26 protein-coding genes are annotated in these 23,446 nt (G+C 72.6%); 7 read left to right on the top strand and 19 right to left on the bottom strand.

Features of this window, described 5'->3' with window-relative positions:
* Positions 1 to 33 precede the first annotated feature (33 nt).
* The 14 genes from OG373_RS10160 to OG373_RS10095 all read right to left on the bottom strand — a co-directional run bounded on the left by OG373_RS10160 (position 34) and on the right by OG373_RS10095 (position 13,644).
* On the bottom strand, positions 34 to 789 hold the full coding sequence (locus OG373_RS10160) for a sirohydrochlorin chelatase (RefSeq protein ID WP_405437617.1): 756 nt from the start codon (positions 787 to 789) through the stop codon (positions 34 to 36).
* Between the two features lie 5 nt (positions 790 to 794).
* On the bottom strand, positions 795 to 1,691 hold the full coding sequence (locus OG373_RS10155) for an ABC transporter permease (protein WP_405437615.1): 897 nt from the start codon (positions 1,689 to 1,691) through the stop codon (positions 795 to 797).
* The gene (locus OG373_RS10150; protein ID WP_397729888.1) at positions 1,678 to 2,472 is read right to left on the bottom strand and encodes an ABC transporter ATP-binding protein; all 795 of its coding nucleotides are present in this window, start codon (positions 2,470 to 2,472) and stop codon (positions 1,678 to 1,680) included. Before OG373_RS10150 ends, OG373_RS10155 begins: the two co-directional genes overlap by 14 nt.
* A 34-nt stretch (positions 2,473 to 2,506) precedes the next feature.
* Complete coding sequence (locus OG373_RS10145; RefSeq protein ID WP_405437614.1) at positions 2,507 to 3,637, bottom strand: aliphatic sulfonate ABC transporter substrate-binding protein; 1,131 nt, start codon at positions 3,635 to 3,637, stop codon at positions 2,507 to 2,509.
* Positions 3,638 to 3,852: 215 nt separating this feature from the next.
* Positions 3,853 to 5,193 (bottom strand): sulfate adenylyltransferase subunit 1, encoded by a 1,341-nt coding sequence (locus OG373_RS10140; protein WP_405437612.1) that lies wholly within the window; start codon positions 5,191 to 5,193, stop codon positions 3,853 to 3,855.
* Between the two features lie 2 nt (positions 5,194 to 5,195).
* Positions 5,196 to 6,137 (bottom strand): sulfate adenylyltransferase subunit CysD, encoded by a 942-nt coding sequence (gene cysD, locus OG373_RS10135; RefSeq protein WP_397729884.1) that lies wholly within the window; start codon positions 6,135 to 6,137, stop codon positions 5,196 to 5,198.
* A complete protein-coding gene (gene cysC, locus OG373_RS10130) occupies positions 6,134 to 6,679 on the bottom strand; it encodes an adenylyl-sulfate kinase (RefSeq protein WP_350993795.1) in 546 nt (181 codons plus the stop codon). The genes cysD and cysC overlap by 4 nt, the downstream gene beginning before the upstream one ends.
* A gap of 35 nt (positions 6,680 to 6,714) precedes the next feature.
* The gene (locus OG373_RS10125) at positions 6,715 to 7,428 is read right to left on the bottom strand and encodes a phosphoadenylyl-sulfate reductase (RefSeq protein ID WP_405437611.1); all 714 of its coding nucleotides are present in this window, start codon (positions 7,426 to 7,428) and stop codon (positions 6,715 to 6,717) included.
* Complete coding sequence (locus OG373_RS10120) at positions 7,425 to 7,631, bottom strand: hypothetical protein (RefSeq protein ID WP_079406494.1); 207 nt, start codon at positions 7,629 to 7,631, stop codon at positions 7,425 to 7,427. Before OG373_RS10120 ends, OG373_RS10125 begins: the two co-directional genes overlap by 4 nt.
* Complete coding sequence (locus OG373_RS10115; RefSeq protein ID WP_405437609.1) at positions 7,628 to 9,334, bottom strand: nitrite/sulfite reductase; 1,707 nt, start codon at positions 9,332 to 9,334, stop codon at positions 7,628 to 7,630. The genes OG373_RS10120 and OG373_RS10115 overlap by 4 nt, the downstream gene beginning before the upstream one ends.
* Before the next feature lie 216 nt (positions 9,335 to 9,550).
* Positions 9,551 to 9,634: a putative leader peptide gene (locus tag OG373_RS10110; RefSeq protein WP_312847410.1), complete on the bottom strand. Its 84-nt coding sequence runs from the start codon at positions 9,632 to 9,634 to the stop codon at positions 9,551 to 9,553.
* Positions 9,635 to 9,810: 176 nt separating this feature from the next.
* Positions 9,811 to 10,374: a GNAT family N-acetyltransferase gene (locus tag OG373_RS10105; protein ID WP_405437607.1), complete on the bottom strand. Its 564-nt coding sequence runs from the start codon at positions 10,372 to 10,374 to the stop codon at positions 9,811 to 9,813.
* A gap of 5 nt (positions 10,375 to 10,379) precedes the next feature.
* Positions 10,380 to 11,642, bottom strand: a complete 1,263-nt coding sequence (locus OG373_RS10100; protein ID WP_405444010.1) for a GAF domain-containing protein — start codon at positions 11,640 to 11,642, stop codon at positions 10,380 to 10,382.
* Between the two features lie 358 nt (positions 11,643 to 12,000).
* Positions 12,001 to 13,644 carry an acyl-CoA dehydrogenase family protein gene (locus OG373_RS10095; protein ID WP_405437605.1) on the bottom strand — a complete coding sequence of 548 codons (1,644 nt, stop codon included), beginning with the start codon at positions 13,642 to 13,644 and terminating at the stop codon, positions 12,001 to 12,003.
* A 17-nt stretch (positions 13,645 to 13,661) separates the two neighbouring features.
* On the opposite strand from OG373_RS10095, the gene OG373_RS10090 reads away from it, so the two are divergent.
* Positions 13,662 to 14,777 carry a YihY/virulence factor BrkB family protein gene (locus tag OG373_RS10090; protein WP_397729877.1) on the top strand — a complete coding sequence of 372 codons (1,116 nt, stop codon included), beginning with the start codon at positions 13,662 to 13,664 and terminating at the stop codon, positions 14,775 to 14,777.
* Positions 14,778 to 14,871: 94 nt separating this feature from the next.
* Here the strand turns inward: OG373_RS10090 and OG373_RS10085 are convergent, their stop codons facing one another.
* Positions 14,872 to 15,636 (bottom strand): class I SAM-dependent methyltransferase, encoded by a 765-nt coding sequence (locus OG373_RS10085; protein WP_405444009.1) that lies wholly within the window; start codon positions 15,634 to 15,636, stop codon positions 14,872 to 14,874.
* A gap of 256 nt (positions 15,637 to 15,892) precedes the next feature.
* Between OG373_RS10085 and OG373_RS10080 the strand changes: the two genes are divergently transcribed.
* Positions 15,893 to 16,639, top strand: coding sequence for a helix-turn-helix domain-containing protein (locus OG373_RS10080; RefSeq protein WP_405437604.1), 747 nt, complete (start codon positions 15,893 to 15,895; stop codon positions 16,637 to 16,639).
* On the opposite strand, the gene OG373_RS10075 is transcribed toward OG373_RS10080, so the two are convergent.
* Both OG373_RS10075 and OG373_RS10070 read right to left on the bottom strand, forming a co-directional pair.
* Positions 16,570 to 16,971: a VOC family protein gene (locus OG373_RS10075; protein ID WP_405437603.1), complete on the bottom strand. Its 402-nt coding sequence runs from the start codon at positions 16,969 to 16,971 to the stop codon at positions 16,570 to 16,572. The two genes, OG373_RS10080 and OG373_RS10075, sit on opposite strands and share 70 nt — an antisense overlap.
* A 142-nt stretch (positions 16,972 to 17,113) precedes the next feature.
* Positions 17,114 to 17,545 (bottom strand): hypothetical protein, encoded by a 432-nt coding sequence (locus OG373_RS10070; RefSeq protein ID WP_405437601.1) that lies wholly within the window; start codon positions 17,543 to 17,545, stop codon positions 17,114 to 17,116.
* A 175-nt stretch (positions 17,546 to 17,720) separates the two neighbouring features.
* Between OG373_RS10070 and OG373_RS10065 the strand changes: the two genes are divergently transcribed.
* From OG373_RS10065 to rsgA, 5 genes are all read left to right on the top strand, one after another.
* Entirely contained in the window at positions 17,721 to 19,013 is a 1,293-nt protein-coding gene (locus OG373_RS10065; RefSeq protein WP_405437599.1) for a histidine kinase, read from the top strand.
* Positions 19,001 to 19,657, top strand: a complete 657-nt coding sequence (locus OG373_RS10060) for a response regulator (RefSeq protein ID WP_405437597.1) — start codon at positions 19,001 to 19,003, stop codon at positions 19,655 to 19,657. The genes OG373_RS10065 and OG373_RS10060 overlap by 13 nt, the downstream gene beginning before the upstream one ends.
* Positions 19,654 to 20,493 (top strand): hypothetical protein, encoded by an 840-nt coding sequence (locus OG373_RS10055; protein WP_405437595.1) that lies wholly within the window; start codon positions 19,654 to 19,656, stop codon positions 20,491 to 20,493. Before OG373_RS10060 ends, OG373_RS10055 begins: the two co-directional genes overlap by 4 nt.
* A gap of 9 nt (positions 20,494 to 20,502) precedes the next feature.
* The gene (locus tag OG373_RS10050) at positions 20,503 to 21,033 is read left to right on the top strand and encodes a GNAT family N-acetyltransferase (protein WP_405437593.1); all 531 of its coding nucleotides are present in this window, start codon (positions 20,503 to 20,505) and stop codon (positions 21,031 to 21,033) included.
* Between the two features lie 258 nt (positions 21,034 to 21,291).
* Entirely contained in the window at positions 21,292 to 22,416 is a 1,125-nt protein-coding gene (gene rsgA / locus OG373_RS10045; RefSeq protein ID WP_405437591.1) for a ribosome small subunit-dependent GTPase A, read from the top strand.
* A gap of 68 nt (positions 22,417 to 22,484) precedes the next feature.
* On the opposite strand, the gene OG373_RS10040 is transcribed toward rsgA, so the two are convergent.
* Entirely contained in the window at positions 22,485 to 22,898 is a 414-nt protein-coding gene (locus OG373_RS10040; RefSeq protein WP_405437589.1) for a hypothetical protein, read from the bottom strand.
* A 146-nt stretch (positions 22,899 to 23,044) separates the two neighbouring features.
* Positions 23,045 to 23,416 (bottom strand): PPOX class F420-dependent oxidoreductase, encoded by a 372-nt coding sequence (locus OG373_RS10035; RefSeq protein ID WP_405437587.1) that lies wholly within the window; start codon positions 23,414 to 23,416, stop codon positions 23,045 to 23,047.
* Positions 23,417 to 23,446: the final 30 nt, after the last annotated feature.

The following is a 23,446-nucleotide window of genomic DNA, read 5'->3' as shown; positions in this document are numbered from 1 at the left end:
CGAGGCTGGATGTGGCTGCTGCCGTCCGCCCGGTCAGGCCGTCAGGGCCGGGAGCCCCGCGGGAGCGGCGGCCGAGGCGTCGAAGCGGCGCAGCAGCAGCCGGGCCAGTTCCGGGGCCGCGCCCAGCACGTCCGCGACGACATCCGCGCCCGCGGCACCGGCGCCGGCCGCAATGCGGTCCGGGAGACGGCCGGGGGCGATGACGTACGGGGCCACCGCCACCCGCTCGAAGCCCTCGGCGCGCAGGGCCCGTACGGCGTCCTCCGTACGGGGCAGTGCGGCGGAGGCGAACGCAGGCCGCACGGCACACCAACCGGTGCGCCGCCACTCCCGCGCGGTTTCAGCGATCACTGCGATCGCCTCCGGGTCCGTGGAGCCGGCGGACGCGAGCACCACTGCGGTGGTGGCGCGGTCCGCCGGGGTGAGGCCGGCTTCGGAGAGCCGGCGTTCGAGGGCGGTCAGCAGGAGCGGGGACGGTCCGAGGACGTCCGCCACCCGCACCGACAGCCCCGGCAGGCGCGAGGTCGACTCGGCGAGCGCCGCCGGGATGTCGGACTTCGCGTGGAAGGCACGGGTCAGCAGCAGCGGGAGGGCCACGACCTCCCGTACGCCGGAGAGGTAGAGCGCGGACAGGGCCTGCCCCACCGACGGGGTGTTGAAGTCGAGGAAGGCCGTCTCCACGCGCAGCCCCGGCCGCAGCGACCGTACCCGCCCGGTGAGGGCGTGCACGGTCGCCGCGTGCCGCGGGTCGCGGCTGCCGTGGGCGATGACCAGGAGTGCGGGGGACATGGCGATCAGCTCTTCGCCAGCAGGCCGCGGCTGCGCAGCACCCACCGCTCGACGGGGCTGAAGATCAGCAGGTCGATGGCGATGCCGACCACCAGGATCAGGATGATCGCGAGGAACACGCCGGGCAGGTCGATGTTGTTGCGGCCGTTCTCCAGCAACTGGCCCAGGCCCAGGCCCAGGTCCGGTGAGGAGGCGATGATCTCGGCGGCCATCAGCGAGCGCCAGGAGAAGGCCCAGCCCTGCTTCAGACCGGCCAGGTAGCCGGGCAGCGCGGCCGGCATCACGATGTGCCGGGCTCCGCGCAGACCGGTGGCACCCAGGGTGCGGCCGGCCCGCAGGTAGAGCGGCGGGATCTGGTCGATGCCGGAGACGAGGCCGTTGGCGATGGACGGGACGGCGCCCAGCAGGATCACCGTGAACATCATGGCGTCGTTCAGGCCGAACCACAGGACGGCCGGCGGCACCCAGGCCACCGACGGCAGCGACTGCAGGCCCTGCAGGATCGGGCCGATCGCGGCGCGGACGAACTTCACCCGGGCGACGAGCAGGCCGAGGGGGGTGCCGATGGCCAGGGCCAGCAGGAAGCCGAGCAGGCCGCGGGAGACGCTGGTCCAGATGACCTCCAGCAGCGTCCCCTTGAGCCACATGTCGGACAGGCTGTCCCACACCGCGGACAGCGCGGGCAGCTTGGTCTCCTCGGTGACCTTCGTCGCGACGAGCACCTGCCAGACGATGAGCACGAGGCCCACGGCCAGGACGGGCGGGAAGATCTTCTTGACGAGGATCTCGCGGACCGGGGTGCGGTGGGTCTGGATCGCGTCGAGGGCGTCGAGGCCCGCCTCGAGGCCGGCCAGGTCGTCGCTCTTGCCCGTGGCCTTCGAGGTGGTGTCAGTGCTGGCCATGGCGGCGGATCTCCCCACGCAGGTGTTCAGTGATCTCGAGGGACAGCTCGGCGACGTCCGCGTCCTCGATGCGGCGCGGCTGCGGGATGTCCACGGTCCATTCCTTGGCGACCCGGCCGGGCCGGGAGGAGAGCAGGACCACGCGCTGGGCGAGGCGGACGGCCTCGCGCACGTTGTGGGTGACGAAGAGGACGGACAGTCCGGTCTCGGCCCAGATGCGGGTGAGTTCGCCGTGCAGTACGTCCCGGGTGATGGCGTCGAGGGCGGCGAACGGCTCGTCCATCAGCAGCAGCCGGCTGTCCTGGGCGAGCGCCCGGGCCAGGGCCACGCGCTGGCGCATGCCGCCGGACAGCTCGTGCACCCGCTTGCCGTAGGAGCCGCCGAGGCGGACCAGCTCCAGCAGCCGCTCGGCCTCCGGACGGCGCTCGGCCTTGGCCACCCCGCGCAGACGCAGGGCGAGTTCGATGTTCTTGCCCGCGGTCAGCCACGGGAAGAGGGCGTGCTCCTGGAACATCAGCGCCGGACGGCCGCCGGGGGTCTCGATGGACCCCGCGGACGGCTTGTCCAGACCCGCGACCAGGTTCAGCAGCGTGGACTTTCCACACCCCGAGGCACCCAGGATGGTGACGAACTCTCCGGGAGCGACATCGAGGCTGATGTCGTCCAGGACGAGCTGCGATCCGGCCGGGCCGGAGAAGGACTTCGAGACGTGCCCGATGCGGGCGGCGTGCGTGCGCTCCGCGACGGAGCCCTCGGCAGCCTTGGCAAGCGTAGTGGCCATGGTCGTCACCTCCTGGGGTTGCTGGATTGCGGGGTTACTTGGTGCCGAGTCCGGCGTCGGAGACCTCGGGCTTGCCGGCGGCCTTGAGCACCTTGTTCAGGAGCGTGAGGTCGTAGATGCCGGCGAGGTCGGGCTGCTCGATGAGCTTGGCCTTGACGGCCCACTCGGACTGGGTCTTGAGGGTGGCGGCCAGCGGGTCGTCGGTGATGGCGATGCTGGGCCACGCGGGGTCGATGACCTTCGCGTCGAGTGCCTTGCCGCTGTCGGCCTGGAGCTTGGCGTTGGCGGAGGCCTTGGCCCTGTCCGGGTTGGCGTTGATCCACTCGTTGGTCTTGACGGTGCCCTTGAGGACCGCCTCGACGACGTCCGGGTGCTCCTTGAGGAACTTCTGGGACACGATGATGTTCGTGATCACGAACTTCTTGTCGGGCCACAGGGCGGTCTCGTCGAGGAGGACGGAGCCGCCGTCGGAGACGAGCTTGGAGGCGGTGGGCTCGGGGACCCAGGCGCCGTCGATCGAGCCCTGCTTGAAGGCGTCGGGGGTGACCTTGTTGTCGGTGCGGACGACGGAGACGTCGCCCTTGCCGGACTCGGGGTCGACCGTCCAGCCCTTCTCGGAGATCCAGTTGAGGAACGCGACGTCCTGCGTGTTCCCCTTCTGCGGGGTGGCGATCTTCTTGCCCTTGAGGTCGTCGAGGCTCTTGATCCTGTCGGGGTTGACGACGAGCTTGACGCCGCCGGAGGCGGATCCGGAGATGATCCGCAGGTTGGAGCCCTTGGACTTGACGTAGCCGTTGATCGAGGGGGAGGGGCCGATGAAGCCGATGTCGAGAGAGCCGCCGTTGAGGGCTTCGATCTCGGACGGGCCGGCGTTGAAGGACTGCGGCTTGACCTTGGTGCCGTTCAGTTCCTTCTCGATCAGGCCTTCCTGGAGGCCGACGAGTGCGGTGGCGTGCGTCAGGTTCGGGAAGTACCCGATGCGGACCTCGGCGGCGGAGAGCTTCTTGCCGGCGTCGGCGTCGGCGGCGTCCGCGGCCTTCGGTTCGTCCTTCTTCGCCTCGGAACCGTAGCCGCAGGAGGCGAGCGCACCGATCAGGAGCGGCAGAGCGGCGGCTGCGACGATGCCGCGGCGGAGGGTGGTGCGGGCGGTGGCGGTGGCAGGCACGGGAGGGCTTCCTCTCGTGACGGCGTCATCTCATGACGCACGTCTTCGTTCGTGGAGCGAGGTCGGGTACGGCTCGTGGGGGGTGTGGGCGCGCATGCGGTGCGCGTACGTCATCGCGCACATCGCGCCACCCCTCCCTGGCCGCTGCCGAGGGCGCCGCTGCCCACGCGGCCGCCCTCCTTCGCGAAGGTGGAGTAGATGTCGGGGAGCATGGTTTAGAAGTCCCAGCCTTCCTCGTCGGCCTGGACGGTCGTGTCGGCCCTGGAGGCGAAGGACTCGCCGGCCATGCCGGCCGCCAGGGTGGTTCCGTCGGCGGGGTCGATCAGGAGGAAGGATCCGGTGCGGCGCGAGTCGGCGTACGCGTCGAGCGCGAGCGGCTCGGCGGTGCGGACGACGACGCGGCCGATGTCGTTGGCGACCAGCTGCCCGGGGTTCGGGTGCTGGGACAGGTCGTCCAGGGTCAGCCGGGAGGGGATCTCCTTGACGATGGCCTTGACCGTGCGGGTCGTGTGCTTGATCAGCACCCGGGCGCCGACGGCCAGGGGCTGGTCGGCCACGTGGCAGACCGTCGCCTCGACGTCCTGGGTGGTGGCCGGGGCGCTCGCGGACGGCGCGATCAGGTCGCCGCGCGAGATGTCGATGTCGTCCCGCAGGCGCAGCGTCACCGACTGCGGGGCCCAGGCGATGTCCACGCTCTCGCCGAGCGCGTCGATGCCCTCGATGACGGAGGTCCGGCCCGACGGCAGGACGGTCACGGCCTCGCCGACGCGCAGCACGCCGGAGGCGATCTGGCCCGCGTAGCCGCGGTAGTCGGGGTGCTCGGCGGACTGCGGACGGATCACGTACTGCACCGGGAAGCGCGCCGGGCAGGCCGTGAGGTCGTGGCTGACCGGGACGGTCTCCAGGTGCTCCAGCACCGTCGGGCCGCCGTACCAGTCCATGTTGGCGGAGGGCTCCACCACGTTGTCCCCGGCCAGGGCCGAGATCGGGATGGCGGTGATCTCCGGGACGCCCAGGTCCGAGGCGTACGCGGTGAACTCCTCGGCGATGGCGGCGAAGACCGACTCCTGGTAGCCCACGAGGTCCATCTTGTTGACGGCCAGGACCACGTGCGGCACGCGCAGCAGGGCGGCGACGGCCGCGTGCCGGCGGGTCTGCTCGATCACGCCGTTGCGGGCGTCGACGAGGACCACGGCCAGGTCGGCGGTGGAGGCGCCGGTGACCATGTTCCGGGTGTACTGCACGTGCCCCGGGGTGTCCGCGAGGATGAACCGGCGGCGCGCGGTGGCGAAGTACCGGTAGGCGACGTCGATGGTGATGCCCTGCTCCCGCTCGGCCCGCAGGCCGTCGGTGAGCAGCGCGAGGTCCGGGGCGTCCTGGCCGCGCTGTGCGGAGACGGCCTCGACGGCCTCCATCTGGTCGGTGAGGACCGACTTGGAGTCGTGCAACAGCCGGCCCACCAGGGTGGACTTGCCGTCGTCGACGGAACCGGCGGTCGCGAAGCGCAGCAGGGTGGTCGCCGACACGTCGGCGAACTGCTCGGTGGTGCTGGTCATGTCTAGAAGTACCCTTCGCGCTTGCGGTCTTCCATCGCGGCCTCGGACATCTTGTCGTCGGCGCGGGTCGCGCCCCGCTCGGTGAGACGGGAGACGGCGATCTCGGCGATCACGGCGTCCAGCGAGGTGGCGTCGGAGTCGACGGCGCCGGTGCAGGACATGTCGCCGACGGTGCGATAGCGGATGAGGCGCGTCTGGGGCGTCTCGCTCTGCTTCGGGCCGCCCCACTCGCCCGCCGTCAGCCACATGCCGTTGCGCAGGAACACCTCGCGTTCGTGGGCGAAGTAGATCTCCGGCAGCTCGATGCCCTCGCGGGCGATGTACTGCCAGACGTCCAGCTCGGTCCAGTTCGAGAGCGGGAAGACGCGCACGTGCTCGCCCGGGGCGTGGCGGCCGTTGTAGAGCTGCCACAGCTCGGGGCGCTGGCGGCGCGGGTCCCACTGCGAGAACTCGTCGCGCAGGCTGAACACCCGCTCCTTGGCGCGGGCCTTCTCCTCGTCGCGGCGGCCGCCGCCGAAGACGGCGTCGAACTTCAGGCTCTGGATCGCCTCGGTCAGCGGCACGGTCTGCAGCGGGTTGCGGGTGCCGTCGGGGCGCTCGCGCAACTTGCCCGCGTCGATGTACTCCTGGACGGAGGCCACGTGCAGGCGCAGGCCGTGCTTCTCGACCGTGCGGTCGCGGTACTCCAGCACCTCGGGGAAGTTGTGCCCCGTGTCGACGTGCAGCAGCGTGAAGGGCACCGGCGCCGGCGCGAACGCCTTCAGCGCCAGGTGCAGCATGACGATGGAGTCCTTGCCGCCGGAGAACAGGATCACCGGCTTCTCGAACTCGCCCGCCACCTCGCGGAAGATGTGCACCGCCTCGGACTCCAGCGCGTCCAGGTGCGACAGCGCGTACGGGGCGTCGGAGCCGGAATCGGTGTGCAGGTGTGCGGCCGTGGTCATGCCAGACCCCTCTCGGTGAGCAGTGCGTGCAGGGCCGAGGCCGACTCCTGCACGGTCTGCGTGTGCGACTCGATACGGAGGTCCGGGGACTCCGGTGCCTCGTACGGGTCGTCGACCCCGGTCAGACCGGAGATCTCGCCCGCCGCCTGCTTGGCGTACAGGCCCTTCACGTCGCGCTCGGAGCAGACCTCGACCGGGGTGGCCACGTGGACCTCCAGGTACGAGGTGCCCTCGGCGGCGTGCCGCTTGCGGACGGCCTCACGGCTGTCCGCGAACGGCGCGATCACCGGCACCAGCGCCTTGACGCCGTTGCTCGCGAGGAGCTCGGCGACGAAGCCGATCCGCTGCACGTTGGTGTGCCGGTCCTCGCGGGTGAAACCGAGGCCGGCGGAGAGGAACTCGCGGATCTCGTCCCCGTCGAGCACCTCCACACGGTGGCCCTCGGCGCGCAGCCGCTCGGCCAGCGCGTAGGCGATCGTGGTCTTGCCCGCGCTCGGCAGCCCGGTCAGCCACACCGTGGCGCCCTGGTCGCTCACGCTCATCTGCTCTGTCTCCGTAGGTTCTTCGCCGGTCGTCATCAGCCGTGCAGTCCGCACTCGGTCTTGCCCCGCCCGGCCCACCGGCCGGCCCGCGCGTCCTCGCCCTCGGCGACGCGGCGGGTGCACGGGGCGCAGCCGACGGAGGCGTAACCGTCCATCAGCAGCGGGTTGGTGAGTACGCCGTGCTCGGCGACGTACGCGTCCACGTCGTCCTGGGTCCAGCGGGCGATCGGCGAGATCTTGACCTTCTGCCGCTTCTCGTCCCAGCCGACCACCGGGGTGTTCGCCCGGGTCGGGGACTCGTCGCGGCGCAGGCCCGTCGCCCACGCGGTGTACGCGGTCAGGCCCTCTTCCAGGGGCTTGACCTTGCGCAGCGCGCAGCACAGGTCGGGGTCGCGGTCGTGCAGCTTCGGGCCGTACTCCGCGTCCTGCTCGGCGACGCTCTGACGCGGGGTCAGGGTGATGACGTTGACGTCCATCACGGCCTCGACCGCGTCACGGGTGCCGATGGTCTCCTCGAAGTGGTAGCCCGTGTCGAGGAAGACCACGTCCACACCGGGGAAGACCTGCGAGGCCAGGTGGGCGACGACCGCGTCCTCCATGGAGGAGGTCACGGCGAACCGCTTGCCGAAGGTCTCGGCCGCCCAGCGCAGGATCTCCGGCGCCGAGGCGTCCTCCAGGTCCCGGCCCGCCCGCTCGGCCAGCTCCTTGAGTTCCCCGGCCGTGAGACGCACGTCTTGAGTGGTGGTCATATCCCGTCCCCTCCCGCTGATCCCGCTGATCCCGCTGATCCCGCCGAATCCGACTGGACACCCCGGGCCAGCAGCCCGAGGTACTTCAGCTGGAAGGCTCGGTTGCAGGCCCTGCATTCCCACGCGCCGTGGCCCGTCTCGTTCGGAAACAGGTCCTCGTCGCCGCAGTACGGGCAGTAGAACGGTGCGGCGCGCTCGCTCACGAGAGGCTCTTCTCGTCCGCGCGGGCGACCCACGCCGCGAAGCGCTCGCCGTCCTCGCGCTGCTCCTCGTAGTGCTTGACGACCCGCTCGACGTAGTCGGGCAGACCGGCCGAGGTGACCTTGAGGCCGCGCACCTTGCGGCCGAAGCCGGCCTCCAGGCCGAGGGCGCCGCCCAGGTGGACCTGGTAGCCCTCCACCTGGTTGCCGTCGTCGTCCAGGACCAGCTGACCCTTGAGACCGATGTCCGCCACCTGGATACGGGCGCAGGCGTTCGGGCAGCCGTTGATGTTGATGGTGAGCGGCTCGGCGAAGTCCGGCAGACGGCGCTCCAGCTCGTCGATCAGCGAGGCGCCGCGCGCCTTGGTCTCGACGATGGCCAGCTTGCAGAACTCGATGCCGGTGCAGGCCATCGTGCCGCGGCGGAACGGGGACGGCTTGACCCGCAGGTCCAGCGCCTCCAGCGCCTCGACCACCGAGTCGACCCGGTCGGCCTCGATGTCGAGCACGATCATCTTCTGCTCGGCGGTGGTGCGCAGTCGGCCGGAGCCGTGCTGCTGCGCCACGTCCGCGATCTTGGTGAGGGTGGCGCCTTCCACGCGGCCCACGCGGGGCGCGAAGCCGACGTAGAACTTGCCGTCCTTCTGCTGGTGGACGCCCACGTGGTCACGCCACTGGCCGCTCGGCTGCGCGGGCGCGGGACCGTCGGTCAGCTTGCGCTTCAGGTACTCGTCCTCCAGGACCTGGCGGAACTTGGCCGGGCCCCAGTCGGCGACGAGGAACTTCAGGCGGGCGCGGTTGCGCAGCCGGCGGTAGCCGTAGTCGCGGAAGATCGAGATGACGCCCTCGTAGACGTCCGGGACCTCGTCGAGCGAGACCCAGGTGCCCAGGCGCACGCCCAGCTTGGGGTTGGTGGACAGACCGCCGCCGACCCAGACGTCGAAGCCGGGGCCGTGCTCGGGGTGGTTCACGCCCACGAACGCGATGTCGTTGATCTCGTGCGCCACGTCGAGCAGCGGCGAGCCGGAGATGGCCGACTTGAACTTGCGGGGCAGGTTGGAGAAGTCCTTGTTGCCCACGATGCGGCGGTAGATCTCGTCGATGGCGGGCGTGCCGTCGATGATCTCGTCCAGGGCGATGCCGGCGACGGGCGAACCGAGGATGACGCGGGGCGTGTCACCGCAGGCCTCGGTGGTGGACAGGCCCACGGCTTCCAGCCGGCGCCAGATCTCCGGGACGTCCTCGATCCGGATCCAGTGGTACTGCACGTTCTGGCGGTCGGTGAGGTCCGCGGTGCCGCGCGCGAACTCCTCGGAGATCTCGCCGATCACGCGGAGCTGCTCGGTGGTCAGCCGGCCGCCGTCGATGCGGACGCGCAGCATGAAGTACTCGTCGTCCAGCTCCTCCGGCTCCAGGATCGCGGTCTTGCCGCCGTCGATCCCGGGCTTGCGCTGGGTGTAGAGGCCCCACCAGCGCATACGGCCGCGCAGGTCGTTGGGGTCGATCGAGTCGAAGCCGCGCTTGGAGTAGATCGTCTCAATGCGTGTCCGCACGTTGAGACCGTCGTCGTCCTTCTTGAACTGCTCGTTGCCGTTGAGGGGGGTGTGGTGTCCGACGGCCCACTGGCCCTCACCGCGGTGACGGCCGGTCTTGCGGCGCGCGGCGGCTGCGGGTGCGGCTGCGGGCGTTTCGGGGGTGGCGGCCATGGCGGTACGTCCTTCTTCGGCGGCTCGAGGCAAGGGCAGGGGGAGGCGGCGGCGCTCCCCGGCCGGCTCGGCGTTTCCGAGCGGGTGCGGCGGATTCCCGCTCCGCTGCCGGGGTTGCCGGCGGGCAGAGCGGTACTACGGCCTCAGGGGGCTGGAGGGTGATCGGCGCGTCCGCGGCGGCGGGGACGACGGCGATGTGCGGCGTGGCTGGTTCCGTCAGCGCGCCGGACAGATGGCGCTGGACATGCGGCCGAGGTCGACGTGCCGCCGACTCACCAAGGCAATTCCAGCTCCATTCATGGCGGAAGCGTGTCATGTGCCGATTGGAGGAGTCCACTACTGTCCACGATTCGGACGAACTCGTCTCGACCAGTGGGACGACGTGATGGGTGTCACTCGGTGAAGGCCCGCTCCTCAAACGCCGGAGGGGCTGAAATCTCAGCCCCTCCGGGTTCGGCCGACCGCCCCCGGAGGGGCTACGCGCCGGGCCAGGGGCCGGGAGTCGGGGTCTCTTCCTTCTGTTCCGTCTCCGTCCTGAAGACCTTGAAGCCGCGCCGCTCGTAGTTGCTCATCGCCGTCGGGCCGTCCTGGCTGCACGTGTGCACCCACACCCGCCGGGTCGGCTCCCGCTCCGGCCAGCGCTCCGCGAGGGACCACGCGCGGGCGACGCCCACCGACAGCAGGTGCCCCCCGATGCGGCGGCCCCGGAAGTCCGGGAGGAGACCGAAGTACATGATCTCCACCACGCCGTCCTCCTGCGGGTCCAGCTCCACGTACCCCGCCGGCGTGCCCCGGTCGTACGCCACCCACGTCTCCACGCCCGGCCGCTCCAGCTGCTCCACCCACTGGGCGCGGGTCAGCGAGAGCCGGTCCGTCCAGTGGATGTCACCGCCCACCGACGCGTACAGGAAACGGCTGAACTCGGGGGAGGGGACCTCCGCCCGCACGATGGATATCTCCGGGCCCGCCGGAGCCGCTGCGACGAGGTCCGCCGCAGAGGTCATCTCCAGCGACCAGGTGGTGAGTGCGATGGTGCTCATGCAGCTCAGGGAATCATGCCGGGCCCGGTACGGCCCAGGCGGGCCCGGATCACCGCCGGAGCCGTGGAGTGCGGGAGCAGCGCGGCCGGGTCCCGGGGGCGGATCAGCTCCACCTCCACGTCCTCCGCGAAGCGGTACGGCCGGTGCGCGAGGACTCCCGCGAGGTGGCGGCGTACGCGGGACAGCTCCGCGCGGACCGTCACCGTCCGCGTCGGGTCCCCGAACACCTCCCCGGCCAGCTCCGCCGCCGAGAGCCCGCGCGGGCTCTCCGCCAGCAGGAACAGCAGCTCCGCGTGGCGCGGGCTCAGCTCCTGCGACCAGCTCCCCGAGGGCCCGTACACCGTCGCCGACCAGCAGCGCGCCCGGCTGAGGTCCAGCACGATCCGCGACACCGCCGTACTCGTACGGTCCTGCGCGACCCGCAGCAGCCAGCCGCCCGGCAGCGGCTCCACCACGCACTCCCCGAGCTGCGGCACCCACACCCGGCCCGGCCCGAAACTCTTCGGCAGCGGGATCCGCTCCGCCGGGGCCAGGCCCGTCACCGCCGCCGTCCAGCCGTTCGGGTCCACCGCCAGCGCCCGCCCCGGCAGCCGGGCCAGCAGCGGGGCCGCCACCGTCCGCAGTCGCTCCAGCGACTCCAGGTGCCGTACCCGCAGCTCACGCTCCGCGAGGCGCGCCACCGAGCTGACCCAGGCCAGGGTCGCCGGGTGCATGGTCGCCAGCGGCCCGCTGACGTCGACCACGCCCAGCAGCCGCCCGTCGCGCGGGTCCCGTACGGGCGCCCCGGCGCAGGTCCAGTCGTGGTGGCTGGAGACGAAGTGCTCGGCCGAGAACACCTGCACCGGGCGCCGGGCCACCAGGGCGGTGCCCACCCCGTTCGTGCCGACCACGGCCTCGTCCCAGTCCGCCCCGACCGCGAAGCCGAGCCGGTCCGCCTTGCGCAGGATCGAGGAGTGGCCCTCGCGCCACAGCAGCCGCCCGTCGGCGTCCGCGACGACCATGATGTGCAGGGCCTCGTCCAGGGCGGGCAGCAGCCCCTCGCGCAGCACGGGCAGGATCTCCCGCAGCGGCGAGACGTGCCGGCGCTCCTCGGTCTCGGCCGCCGAAAGCATCCGCGAGCGCGCGTCCCGGTCGGGGTGCACCCCGCCGGCCAGCATCCGGCGCCAGGACTCCGCGATCTCCGGTCTCGGCGCGGCCGGCGGCCGGTCCCCGGCCAGCGCCGCCGCCCGCACCCCCTTGAGGAGGTGCGCCGCCGCCCGCGCGTCCATGGCCGAGATGCGAGCCGCATCGACCGTACTGCCTGTGGTGTCGGCCACCGGAACCTCCCCGTGCGAACAGGACGTACGACACAAGCCGCCCGGGTGGTCCGTGTCCACTGCTTCCCCAAGCACCCCGACGGACGGCTGCCGACTCAAAGGTTGCAACGGTATGCAACTCTCGCCAAGTCCCGGTCCGCCGACCGAAACTGTCCGGACGCCGCAGAGCGGCGAACCGGCTCCTCCTCGGGGCTTCGGATCAGGGGTGGCGCCGAGTCGGCGCGGCGCCACCCCTGTACCGGTCGACGGGCCCGGATCCCGGCCCGGAGCGGTTTGGGGACCGCAGCGGAGCCCGACGGGGGCTCCCTTCCTAGACCGTGATCCGTGCCCGTTCCACCACCGCGCGCAGGTCGAGGCTGTGCGGCAGCGTGCCGAACGCCGCGCCCCAGTCGCCGCCCAGCCGCGAGGCGCAGAAGGCGTCCGCGACCTCCGGCGGGGCCCACCGCACCAGCAGGGATCCCTGGAGCACCAGCGCCATGCGCTCGACCACGCGGCGGGCCCGCGCCTCGATCCCGTCCAGATCGGCGAGATCCGTCAGCAGGTTCTTGATGGCCGAATCCAGCCGGTGGTCGGCGCCCCGGGCCAGGCCGACCTCCTGGAGGAAGGCGTTCAGTGCCTGCGGCTCCCGCTGCAGGGCGCGCAGTACGTCCAGCGCCTGTACGTTGCCCGAGCCCTCCCAGATGGAGTTGAGGGGGGATTCGCGCAGCAGTCTGGGCAGCCCCGACTCCTCTACGTAGCCGTTGCCCCCCAGACATTCCAGGGCCTCCGCCACCATCGGCGTACAGCGCTTGGTCACCCAGTACTTGGCGGCGGGCACGGCGAGCCGCAGGAAGGCCTTCTCCTGCTCGGTCCCGGCGTCGTAGGCGGCCGCCAGGCGCAGGGTCAAGGTGGTGGCGGCCTCCGACTCCAGGGCGAGGTCGGCGAGCACGTTGCGCATCAGCGGCTGGTCGATGAGCGGTGCTCCGAAAGCAGAGCGGTGCTCCGCGTGGTGCACGGCCTGGGTCAGGGCCTGCCGCATCAGCGAGGCCGAGCCGATGACACAGTCCAGCCGGGTCGCCGCGACCATCTCGATGATGGTCCGCACCCCGCGGCCCTCCTCACCGACCCGCCGCGCCCAGGTCCCGTCGAACTCCACCTCGCTCGACGCGTTCGACTTGTTGCCCAGCTTGTCCTTCAGCCGCTGGATCGCGAAGACGTTGCGCGTACCGTCCGGCAGCACCCGCGGTACCAGGAAGCACGTCAGTCCTCCAGGAGCCTGCGCCAGCACCAGGAAGCCGTCGCTCATCGGCGCCGAGCAGAACCACTTGTGCCCGGTCAGCAGGTACTCACCGGACGCGTCCAGCGGCACCGCGGCCGTCGTGTTCGCCCGTACGTCGCTGCCGCCCTGCTTCTCCGTCATTCCCATCCCGAAGAGCACACCGCCCTTCTCGGCGGCCGGCCGCAACCCCTGTTCGTACACGTGCGAGGTAAGCCGCGGTTCCCATTCGGCGGCCAGCACCGGATCGGCGCGCAGCGCCGGCACCGCGGCGTGCGTCATCGAGATCGGGCAGCCGTGCCCCGCCTCGGCCTGCGACCAGACGAAGAACCCGGCGGCCCGGCGCAGGTGCCCGGCCGGACGCCCCCAGGCGTCGGTCAGCCCGGAGGTCACGGCGTGCCCGAGCAGCCGGTGCCAGGCCGGGTGGAAGTCCACCTCGTCGATCCGGTTGCCGTACCGGTCGTGCGTCCGCAACCTGGGCGGATTCTCGTTCGACTGCACACCCCATTCCTGGGCCTGCGCGGAGCCCGCCGCGCGCCCGAGGTCGGTGAGCTCCTCCCTTACGTCGCCGAGGAGTTCGGGATCGGCGGATGCGAGGTGACGCTCGACGCCCTCCGTGAGGGCCCGATCGCCGCCGTAGACGTCGTGGCCCACCAGGGGCGGGGCCTGGTTGCTGACTGTGTGGGTGGTGGCTGCCATGCGGATACCGTAAGGACGTGCAGCCAGCAAAAGAAACACCCGAGCGGATCCCAGGACGGCTCCACCGGGCCCGCGCCCTCTACCGCAACGTCTCGAAGCGGAAAATGGGCTGGCTGCTGCTGAAGGACACCGTCAACTCGTGCATCGAGTACCGGATCCTCGGGCTGGCGGCCGAGGCGGCGTTCTTCACGCTGCTCTCGCTGCCCCCGCTCTTCCTGGGCCTGCTGGGCCTGCTCGGCTACGTCGACGGCTGGACCGACACCCGGACGGTCGAAAGCATCGAGGAGAACATCCTGCGGGCGGTCGGCACCGTCCTGTCCGACCGGGGCGTCAACGACATCGCGCGGCCCCTGCTCGACGACGTCACCGGACGCGGCCGCCCCGACCTGATCTCGCTCGGCTTCGCCTTCGCCCTCTGGTCGGGATCGCGCGCCGTCAACGTCTTCATCGACACCATCACCGTCATGTACGGGCTCGACGGCCAGCGCGGCATCGTCAAGACCCGGCTGCTGGCCTTCCTGCTCTACATCATCGCGCTGCTCATCGGCGCGATCGTGCTGCCGCTGATGGTGGTGGGCCCGGACGCGGTCGTCCGGCTGGTGCCCTGGGGCACCGAGGTGATCGCGGTCCTGTACTGGCCGACCGTGACCCTGCTGTCCATCGCCTTCCTGACCACGCTCTACCACGTGTCCGTGCCCGTGCGCTCGCCGTGGATCGAGGACGTGCCGGGGGCGCTGGTGGCCCTCGCCATGTGGGTGCTGGGCTCGTTCCTGCTGCGGATCTACCTGACCAACACCGTGGAGGGGCCGACGATCTACGGATCGCTGGCCGCGCCCGTGGCCGTACTGCTGTGGATCGGCATCTCGGCCTTCGCGGTGCTGGTCGGCGCCGCCGTCAACGCCGCGATCGACCGGGTCTGGCCCTCCGTGGCCACCGCCGCGGCGCGCGAGGCGAACGAGCGGGCGCGCGAGGCGGAGGCCGCCCGGCTGATCGCGCGGGCCGCCGCCTGGCGGGCGATGGCGGAGGGCGAGTCGGAGGACGACGAGGACGCCGGGATGCCGTCAGAGTTCCCGGAGCGGTGGTCGAAGTTCCTGCCGCCCGAGGACTACCACTCCCGGCTGCGCAAGCACTGAGCACTGAGCACGGACACCGGGCCGGTCAGCCGGTCAGCCGGTCAGCCGGTCGGCCGGTCGGCCCGACACCCGGACCGCCGGACGGTCGCCCCGCCTACGCCGGGCCCTTCACGCCCCAGGCGGTGAGCAGGCCGGGGGAGAGCGCGGCGCAGTCCGGTGAGTCCAGGTAGCGGATCGCCGCGTCGATCGCCGCGTCGTCGACCAGACCGGTGGCCGTCATCGGCTCCCGCGCGCGGTCCCACGTACCGGCCCAGAACCGGCTGATGGGGCTGCCCGGCAGCAGCGGCGGGACGAGGATCTCGGCCCCCACGGACAGCAGACCGGCCTCCCGCAGGTGCCGGGGGTAGTCCGGCACCCAGGAGACGTCGGTGCCCAGGCTCTCCCGCAGCCCCTGCCACATCGCCCGCATCGCCCGGCCGTACGTGGTCGTGGGCGCGGCGGGGGTGGTCAGGTCGACCGCGTCGCCGAGGACCAGGACACCGCCCGGGGCGACCAGGGAGGCGAGCTTGCCGATCATCCGCGGCCAGTTCCGCAGGTGCATCAGCACGAACCGGGCGTGCACCAGATGGAAGCGGCCCGGACTGAAGTCCAGGGCGGTGATGTCCGCCTCCAGCGGGGTGAGCCCGGCCGTCGGGTGCGCCCGGAGGAAGGCCGTGTCCCGGTCCACGGCCAGGACCTCCGAGACCCCGGCCCGCTCCAGGAGGAGCCGGGCGACGGTGCCCGTACCCGCGCCCACGTCCAGGCAGTGCCAGCCGGGCCCGGCCCCCAGGGCGCGCAGCCGGGCCAGGGTGAAATCGTCGTAGGCGAGTGCGCCCAGGTCGATGCGGTCGTCCTCGCCCGCCAGCTCCGGGCGGAACACCGCCTCGCCGTAGCGTCCGCCGGCCGGTGCGCCGCCGGCGCGCGTTTCCGGGGTCGGCGTGCCGTCGGTCGCGCCGTCGGGACGAGGCGGTTCGTCGTCGGGCAGATTCACGTCCGGACCTCTTCACGGGCTGGGGAGCAGCGGGTGCGGCCGCATCGGCGCCGCCGCCCCACCGATCCTCCACCGGCGCCGGACCGCCCCACCGAGGCGCGCCGGGCCTGATCCGAATGGGCGGACCGGTCCTTAACCTGGAGGCGTGTACGAGGAAGCTCCGTCGGCGGTCGTCCCCGGCGCCGTGCTGTGGCGGGCCACGGGCGGCGGCGGGACCGTGCTGCCCGACGGCTGCATGGACCTGCTCTGGGTCGACGGCCGGCTGCTCGTCGCCGGACCCGACACCGGGCCGCATCCGGCCGGGGAGGTCCCGGGCGGTGCCTTCGCCGGGATCCGGCTGGCGCCCGGCACCGCGCCCGCACTGCTCGGCGTACCGGCGCACCTGCTGCGGGACCGGCGCGTCGAGCTGACCGAGCTGTGGCCCGCCCGCGAGGTACGCAGGCTGTCCGGGCTGGTCGAGGGGTACGTCGAGGGGTACGGGGACGCGCGCGCGGGACTCGAAGAGCTGGCCCGCACCCGGGCCGCCGCGGCCGGGCCGCCCGACCCGCTGGCCGCCGAGGTCGCGGCCCGCCTCCGCGCGGGGGAGGCGGTGGCCGCGATCGCCCGCGCCGTCGGCCTCGGGGAGCGCCGGCTGCACCGGCGCTCGCTCGACGCCTTCGGGTACGGTCCCCGGACGCTCGGCCGCATCCTGCGGTTGCGCCGCGCGCTGGCCCTGGCCCGCGCGGGCCTGCCGTTCGCCGAGGTCGCCTGCGTCGCCGGGTACGCCGACCAGGCACATCTCGCCCGTGAGGTCCGGGCGCTGGCCGGGACGACGCTACGGGCCTACACCGCCGGATCCGACGGGGCGAACAGCGAGACCCCGCCGCCGTCCGGGTCGAGCACGACGGCGTAGCGCTGGCCCCAGAATGCGTCCCAGGGCTTCAGGTGCCCGGTGTACCCGGCGGCGGTCAGCTCGGCGTACAGCGCGTCCACCTCGGCCGGCGCGTCGCACAGGAAGGCCAGGTCCCGGCGGCCGTCGCCGGTGGGCGGGGTCCAGGACGGGTCGAAGGAGCGGATGGTGTCCTCCGTGTCCCACGCGATCCGCAGGCCCCCGGGCAGGACGGCCTCCACGTGCGGCAGGCCGTCGGCCTCGGCCGGGATGTCCAGCCCGAGACGGCGGTAGAAGGCGAGCGATGCGGCCATGTCGGAGACCACCATGCCGATGAGATCGAGTCGAGGAGTCATGGCAGCAGGCTAGGCGCGCACCGGACGCCCGTCTTGAACGAATCGGACAGCGTCCGCGCCGTGTCCCGTCCGCCCTCCCGGCAATAGCGCGTGCGGCGTCAGCGGCGTCGCGTCGGTACGGGCTGCGTCGGTACGGGCGGCGTCAGCGCGTGCGGCGGGCCGCCACCAGCGCGCAGGCCGCCGCCAGCGGCAGCTCCGCGCCCGCCGCCAGCAGCAGCGCCATGCCCTGGCCGTCGGTCCCGGCCGAGGTCGTCACGTCGAACCAGGCGTCCATCACCAGCAGCGCGGCCGTCGCCGCCGCGACCGGCGACGCCCGGGGGTCGCCCCTGCGCAGCAGCACCCCGGTCCCGGTCAGCCCGGCGGCCAGCATCAGGTCCAACCCGATCCACGCGGTGGCCCAGTGGGAGACCTCGGTGGTCTGCGGCACGGTCCTGGCCAGCACCACCACCCAGGGCAGCAACGCCAGTCCGGCGCCGGTGAGTACGGTGGCCGTCCGGGACGTACGCCGGGGCACGTGCCGGGTCATCGGCCGGGGGGTGCGCCAGGCGGGGGCCTGCGGGGCGGCGAGAGCCATGGTCGGAGTCTCCTTACGGCCCGGCGGTCCGTCCCCCGGGCACCCCTCCAGCCTCGTCGGCCGAGCCCGCCGGATCAGTAGCCCGACGGTCCGGATCGGGGGTGGCACCAGGTACACCCCCGGGCGGGTGCCAGCGTGATGGCAGGCCGCTGAACAGTGCGATTACCGTACGGACATGGACTTTCGCGGGGGCGCGCCGAGGCGTACGTACACCTGGATCGCGGCGCACGCGCCGTGGTCGGCATGGGCCTGGCGCAACACCGCCTTCACCGCCGCCGCGATCCCACCGGCCCTGCCCGTGTTCCTCGGCCTCGCCTACGCGCTCACCGAACCCGCCCTCGGTCCGGCCCCGTTGCTCCTCCTGCCGGCGCTCTGCCCGCTGCTCACCGGGCTCCAGCGCAGCCGGTTCCGTTCCCTGCTCGACCTCGACGTGCCCCGGGTCGTACGGGCGGGCAGCTGGAACAGCCCGCGCGGACTGGCCGAACGGGTGCGCTCCGAGGCGACCTGGCGGCAGTACGGCTACCACCTGCTGGTCAGCCCGCTCGCCGCCGTCGCCGGAGCCCTGGTCGTCCTCGCCTGGACCTTCGGCGTCGCGGCCGCCTGCGTCTACGGATGGTTCTGGATCCTGCCCTCCGAAACCCGGACTCCCCTCTCGAGCAACGACTACGACCTCGTCACCGCGGGCGGTGTCCTGCTGCTGCTCGCCGCGCCCTGGCTCGCCGCCCTCTGCACCCGGCTGGACGCGTTCGCCGCGGCCGCCCTCCTCGGCCCGAACCGGTCCCGCGAACTGCAGCGCCGGGTCGAGGACCTCGCGGAGAGCCGGGCCGGAGTACTGGACGCCGCCGACCTCGAACGCCGCCGGATCGAACGGGACCTGCACGACGGAGCCCAGCAGCGACTGGTCGCCCTCGCCATGAACCTCGGCATCGCCCGCGCCACCCTCCCGGACCTGCCACCCGAGGCCAAGGCCGTCATCGACGAGGCGCACCGCGAGGCGAAGGAGGCCATCGAGGAGCTGAACAGCCTGGTACGGGGCCTGCATCCGGCCGTACTGGAGGACCGCGGGCTGGACGCCGCCCTCTCCGGGATCGCCGCCCGCGCCCCGTTCCCCGTCGGGCTGACCGTGGACATCGGGCAGCGGCCCGGGGCCACCGTGGAGGCCGTCGCCTATTTCGTGGTCTCGGAGACCCTGGCCAACGTGGCCAAGCACGCCCGGGCACAGCGGTGTTCGGTCCACGTCGTACGCGGCCGGGCACCGGACGGCCCCGGGCCGCAGGCTCCGGGCCGGGGCGGGGACCTGCTGCGGGTCAGCGTCACCGACGACGGCGTGGGCGGCGCCGATCCGGCCCGCGGTACCGGCCTGGTCGGCCTGCGCAAACGCGTAGGGTCCGTCGACGGAACCATCATGATCGACAGCCCCCTCGGGGGCCCGACCGTCATCACCGTGGAGCTGCCGTGCGGGCTGTGATCGCCGAGGACTCCGTCCTGCTGCGCATAGGACTCGTCAAAGTCCTCGAAATGGCCGGATTCGAGGTGGTCGCCGAGACCGGCGACGCCGAGGGTCTGCTCGCCGCCGTCGGGGAACACCGCCCCGAACTGGCCCTGGTGGACGTCCGGATGCCGCCCGGCTTCACCGACGAGGGCGTCCGGGCGGCCCTGATGATCCGCCGGGAGAGCCCCGACACGGCGGTGCTGCTGCTCTCGCAGTACGTGGAGGAACGCTACGCCGCCGACCTGCTGGCCACCCAGACCCGCGCCGGCATCGGCTACCTGCTCAAACAACGGGTCGCCGACGTGGAAGAGTTCATCGACGCACTGCGCCGCGTCGCCGCCGGCGGCACCGCACTCGACCCGCAGGTCGTCGCCCAGCTCCTGCTGCGCCGCGGGGGCGGACCGGACCCCCTGGGCCGGCTCACCCCGCGCGAGCGCGAGGTGCTGGCCCTGATGGCCGAGGGGCGCTCCAACGCCGGGATCGCGGCCGAACTCGTCGTGAGCGAGAGCGCCGTGGCCAAACACATCAACAGCATCTTCGGCAAACTCGACCTGCCGCCGGCCGACGGCGACCACCGCCGCGTCCTCGCGGTCCTGCGCTTCCTGGACGGCACGCCGTGACCCCGGCGGCCGAAGCAGCGCGCCGCAGGCAGCGCCGGGCCTGGATCACCGCCGCGCTGCTCGGGGCGGTCCTCGTGGTGGTACCGGCCACCTGGCAGGCGTGGTCCTGGGGGACCGCCCGGAGCGGCACCCTGGACGGCGGCAGCGAGGGCCGCCCGGTGACCGCCCTTGAGGTGGTGGGCGGCGGGGCCGACATCACCGTCACCCCCCGGGCGGACCACGAGGTCGGCTACCGGGCCACGGTCGGCTGGTCCCTCAAGGCCCCCACGATCGAGGAGAGCTGGCTCGGGGACACCCTGCGGCTGACCCCGCACTGCCCCGGTGAGGACTTCTGGCCGCTCGCCGGGGCCGGCTGCTCCGTCCGGCTGGCGGTGACCGTACCCGTGGACATTCCCGTGAAGGTGACGGCCGGTTCCGGCCGGGTCGCCCTCAGCGGCCTGGGCGGAACCGTCGACATGGAGGTCGACTCCGGCCGGGTCGACCTCGTGGGGCTGCGCGGCCCGCTCCGCGCGACGGTCGGCTCCGGGCGTCTGCAGGCCACCGGCCTCAGCACGCCCCGGGCCGACATCCGGGTCGGCTCGGGCCGCGCCGTCGCCACCTTCGTCACCCCGCCGGACGCGGTGGACGCCCGCGTCGGCTCCGGCCGCCTCGCCCTCACCGTGCCCGCGGCCACCCCATTCCGGGTCTCCTGCGCGAGCGGCAGCGGCAGCGGCGGCTGCGAGGTACCGGACGCCCTGCGCGACCCCGCATCGCCCCGCACCCTGGACATCGAGGTGGGCTCCGGCCGCGCCCGGGCCGCGTACCCGGACGGGCCCTGGTCGAAGGAGACGGCCTAGGCTTCCCGTGTGAACGACACGACACACGGCCTGCGGATACGGCCGGGCGGCCCCGCCGACGCTCCGGCCGTCCTGGACATGCTCGACGCCGCCGTGGCCTGGATGAACGCCCGCGGCAACACCGAGCAGTGGGGCACGACCCCGTACTCGCAGAAGCCCGGCGGGGCGGCCCGGGTCGACCGGTACCTGACCGAGAACACCCCGTACATCGCCGAGTCGGCCGGCGCACCCGTCGGGGCTCTGGTGCTGGACTCCGGCCCCAGCCCGCAGATGCCGATCGCCCCGGCCGGAGAACCCGAGCGGTACGTCCGGCTGCTGGTCTCCGACCGGCGCCACGCCGGTCTCGGCATCGGCGCGGCGCTGCTGGCGCACGCCGCCGAGGAGACCCGGAAGGCCGGCGTCGGACTGCTGCGCGTCGACTGCTGGGCCGGCGGCGGGGGCGAACTCGTGGCCTTCTACGAGCGCAACGGATTCACCCCCACCGAGCCCTTCCTGTCCGACGCCTGGCCGGGACAGGTGCTGGCCCGCCGACTCGGCTGAGGCCGCCCGGAAAAACAAGTGGCCCCGGTGGGAGCGGGCTTGTTACGGTGGGGTCCGTTCCCGCCGACCGGTGGGGAACGACCGGCATGTGTGTGGACCCGGAGGTGAGTTCGTTGATGACTGTCATTGCGCAGGGCGCTGCCCGCACTCAGAAGACCATCAATGTCACTTCTGTGGTCTCCGGCTGACCTCACACCTCTTCGCGCGCCGCCGTCGAGCGAGCGCACGCGGCCGGGGCCACCCTGTGAAGGGTTCCCCTTGTCTCTCTCGTCCTCCTCCGCTTTCTCCTCCTCCTCGCAGACCTCGCTCCCGCACGCCCTCGCCCCCTTCGGCTGGGACGACGCATGGGAGGCCGAGTTCGCCCCGTACGCCGAGCAGGGCCTGCTGCCCGGCCGGGTCGTACGCGTCGACCGCGGCCAGTGCGACCTCATGACCGCGGACGGCATCGTCCGCGCCGACACCGCCTTCGTCACCCCGCACGACCCGCTCCGGGTCATCTGCACCGGGGACTGGGCCGCCGTCGAGGCGGCGGGCAGCCCGCGCTACGTGAAGGCGTACCTGCCGCGCCGTACCGCCTTCGTGCGGTCCACCTCCTCGCAGCGCTCCGAGGGGCAGATCCTCGCTGCCAACGTCGACCACGCCATCATCGCCGTCTCCCTCGCCGTCGAACTGGACCTGGGGCGCATCGAGCGCTTCCTGGCCCTGGCCTGGGAATCGGGGGCGCAGCCGTTGGTCGTCCTCACCAAGGCGGACCTGGTCCCCGACCAGGCGACCCTCGGACACCTCGTCCAGGACGTGGAGGCCACCGCGCCGGGCGTCCAGGTCCTGACCGTCTCCTCCGTCACGGGGGAGGGTACGGACGTCCTCGCCGCGATCGTCGGCGACGGCACCAGCGTGCTGCTGGGCATCTCGGGCGCCGGCAAGTCCACCCTGGCCAACGCGCTGCTCGGCGCCGAGGTCATGGAGGTCCAGGAGGCGCGCGAGGTCGACGGCAAGGGCCGTCACACGACCACCACGCGCAACCTGCTCGCCCTGCCGGGCGGCGGCGTCCTCATCGACACGCCCGGTCTGCGCGGCGTCGGGCTCTGGGACGCCGAGACCGGCGTCGGCCAGGTCTTCTCGGAGATCGAGGAGTACGCGGAGCGCTGCCGCTTCCACGACTGCGCCCACGAGGCGGAGCCCGGGTGCGCGGTGCTGGCCGCGCTGGACTCCGGCGAGCTCGCGGAGCGCCGCCTGGAGAGCTACCGCAAGCTGCTGCGGGAGAACCAGCGCATCGTCGCCAAGACGGATGCCCGGCTGCGGTCGGAGATCCGCCGTGACTGGCGCCTGAAGTCGGCGGAGGGCCGCGCCAACTATGCCGCGAAGCGGACCGGTCGGGCCTGAGGCACGTCACGGCCGGCGCGGGGCGGCCTCGCCGCTGCCCCGCCCCGGCCCGGCCCGCCCCGGACGCGTCAGCCGGGCTGCCGGATGGCCTGTTGCGCAGTGCAGGTGATCCGCCGGACCGACGACAGGGCGTACCCGGCCGTCACGTACCCCGCGATGACCGACAGGGGGCCGAGCGCGGCCAGGCCCAGCAGGGCGGACGACATCAAAGGGTTGCCGGGCTGCTGCCGAGGGGCCGGAGCCGCCGCGGGCGCAAGGACGACCGGGGTCCCCGCCTGCACTTCGAAGACCGGGTCACTGCCCCTGTTCACGGCCTGCACCGCGAGCAGGTGGACCACGGCCAGCAGCACCGTCCCGGCCACCATGAACACCCCGCCGTACAGGCAGGTGAGACGTGAGCGGCTCACGGAACGCCGCTGCGGCGAAGGCCGCTCACCGGCCACGGCGTCCACGACGACACGGCTCCCGACTCGGACAGGCACCGGCACTTCCCCCCTTGCGGTGTGACAAGCCATCACCTCCCCACTGTCGCTGGTGCGCCCCTAAGCAGAGCGTCAGCACGGCGGCGGCGGAGCCGGTGAGTGCCGGCCGTCCCGGGTCACCTCGGGTCGGAGCCGGTCGGCCCGGGTCACAGCCCCCACACGTGGACGCGCTCCGGATGGATCCGGATCACCTCCGGACCGAAGTGGGGACCCAGCTCGTGCGGGCCCGTCTCCAGCGTGGCGCGGCCGCGGATCTCGATGCCGCGCACCTTCCACGGCCGGGTGCTCACCAGGTCGTCCACGACCAGGGACAGCCGCGGGTTCCCCTGCAGGTTGCGCCACTTCTTCGTCGTGCCCATCGCCAGCCCGCCCACCAGGATCGTGCCGTCCTCCTGCGGGAAGAACCCCACCGGATTCGCCTGCGGCTGACCGGCCGCGTCCACCGTCGCCAGCCGGCCCAGATGCTGGGAGCGCAGGTACGCCAGCTCCGCCTCGCCGAAACCCTTGAAGTCCGTCATACCGGTAAGCCTGGCAGCCCCCGCACCCCG

It is taken from the genome of Streptomyces avidinii, assembly GCF_045161815.1.
Taxonomy (GTDB): domain Bacteria; phylum Actinomycetota; class Actinomycetes; order Streptomycetales; family Streptomycetaceae; genus Streptomyces; species Streptomyces avidinii.
The sequence above is the reverse complement of the archived record's forward strand: the minus strand, read 5'-3'. Positions and strand labels throughout refer to the sequence as shown.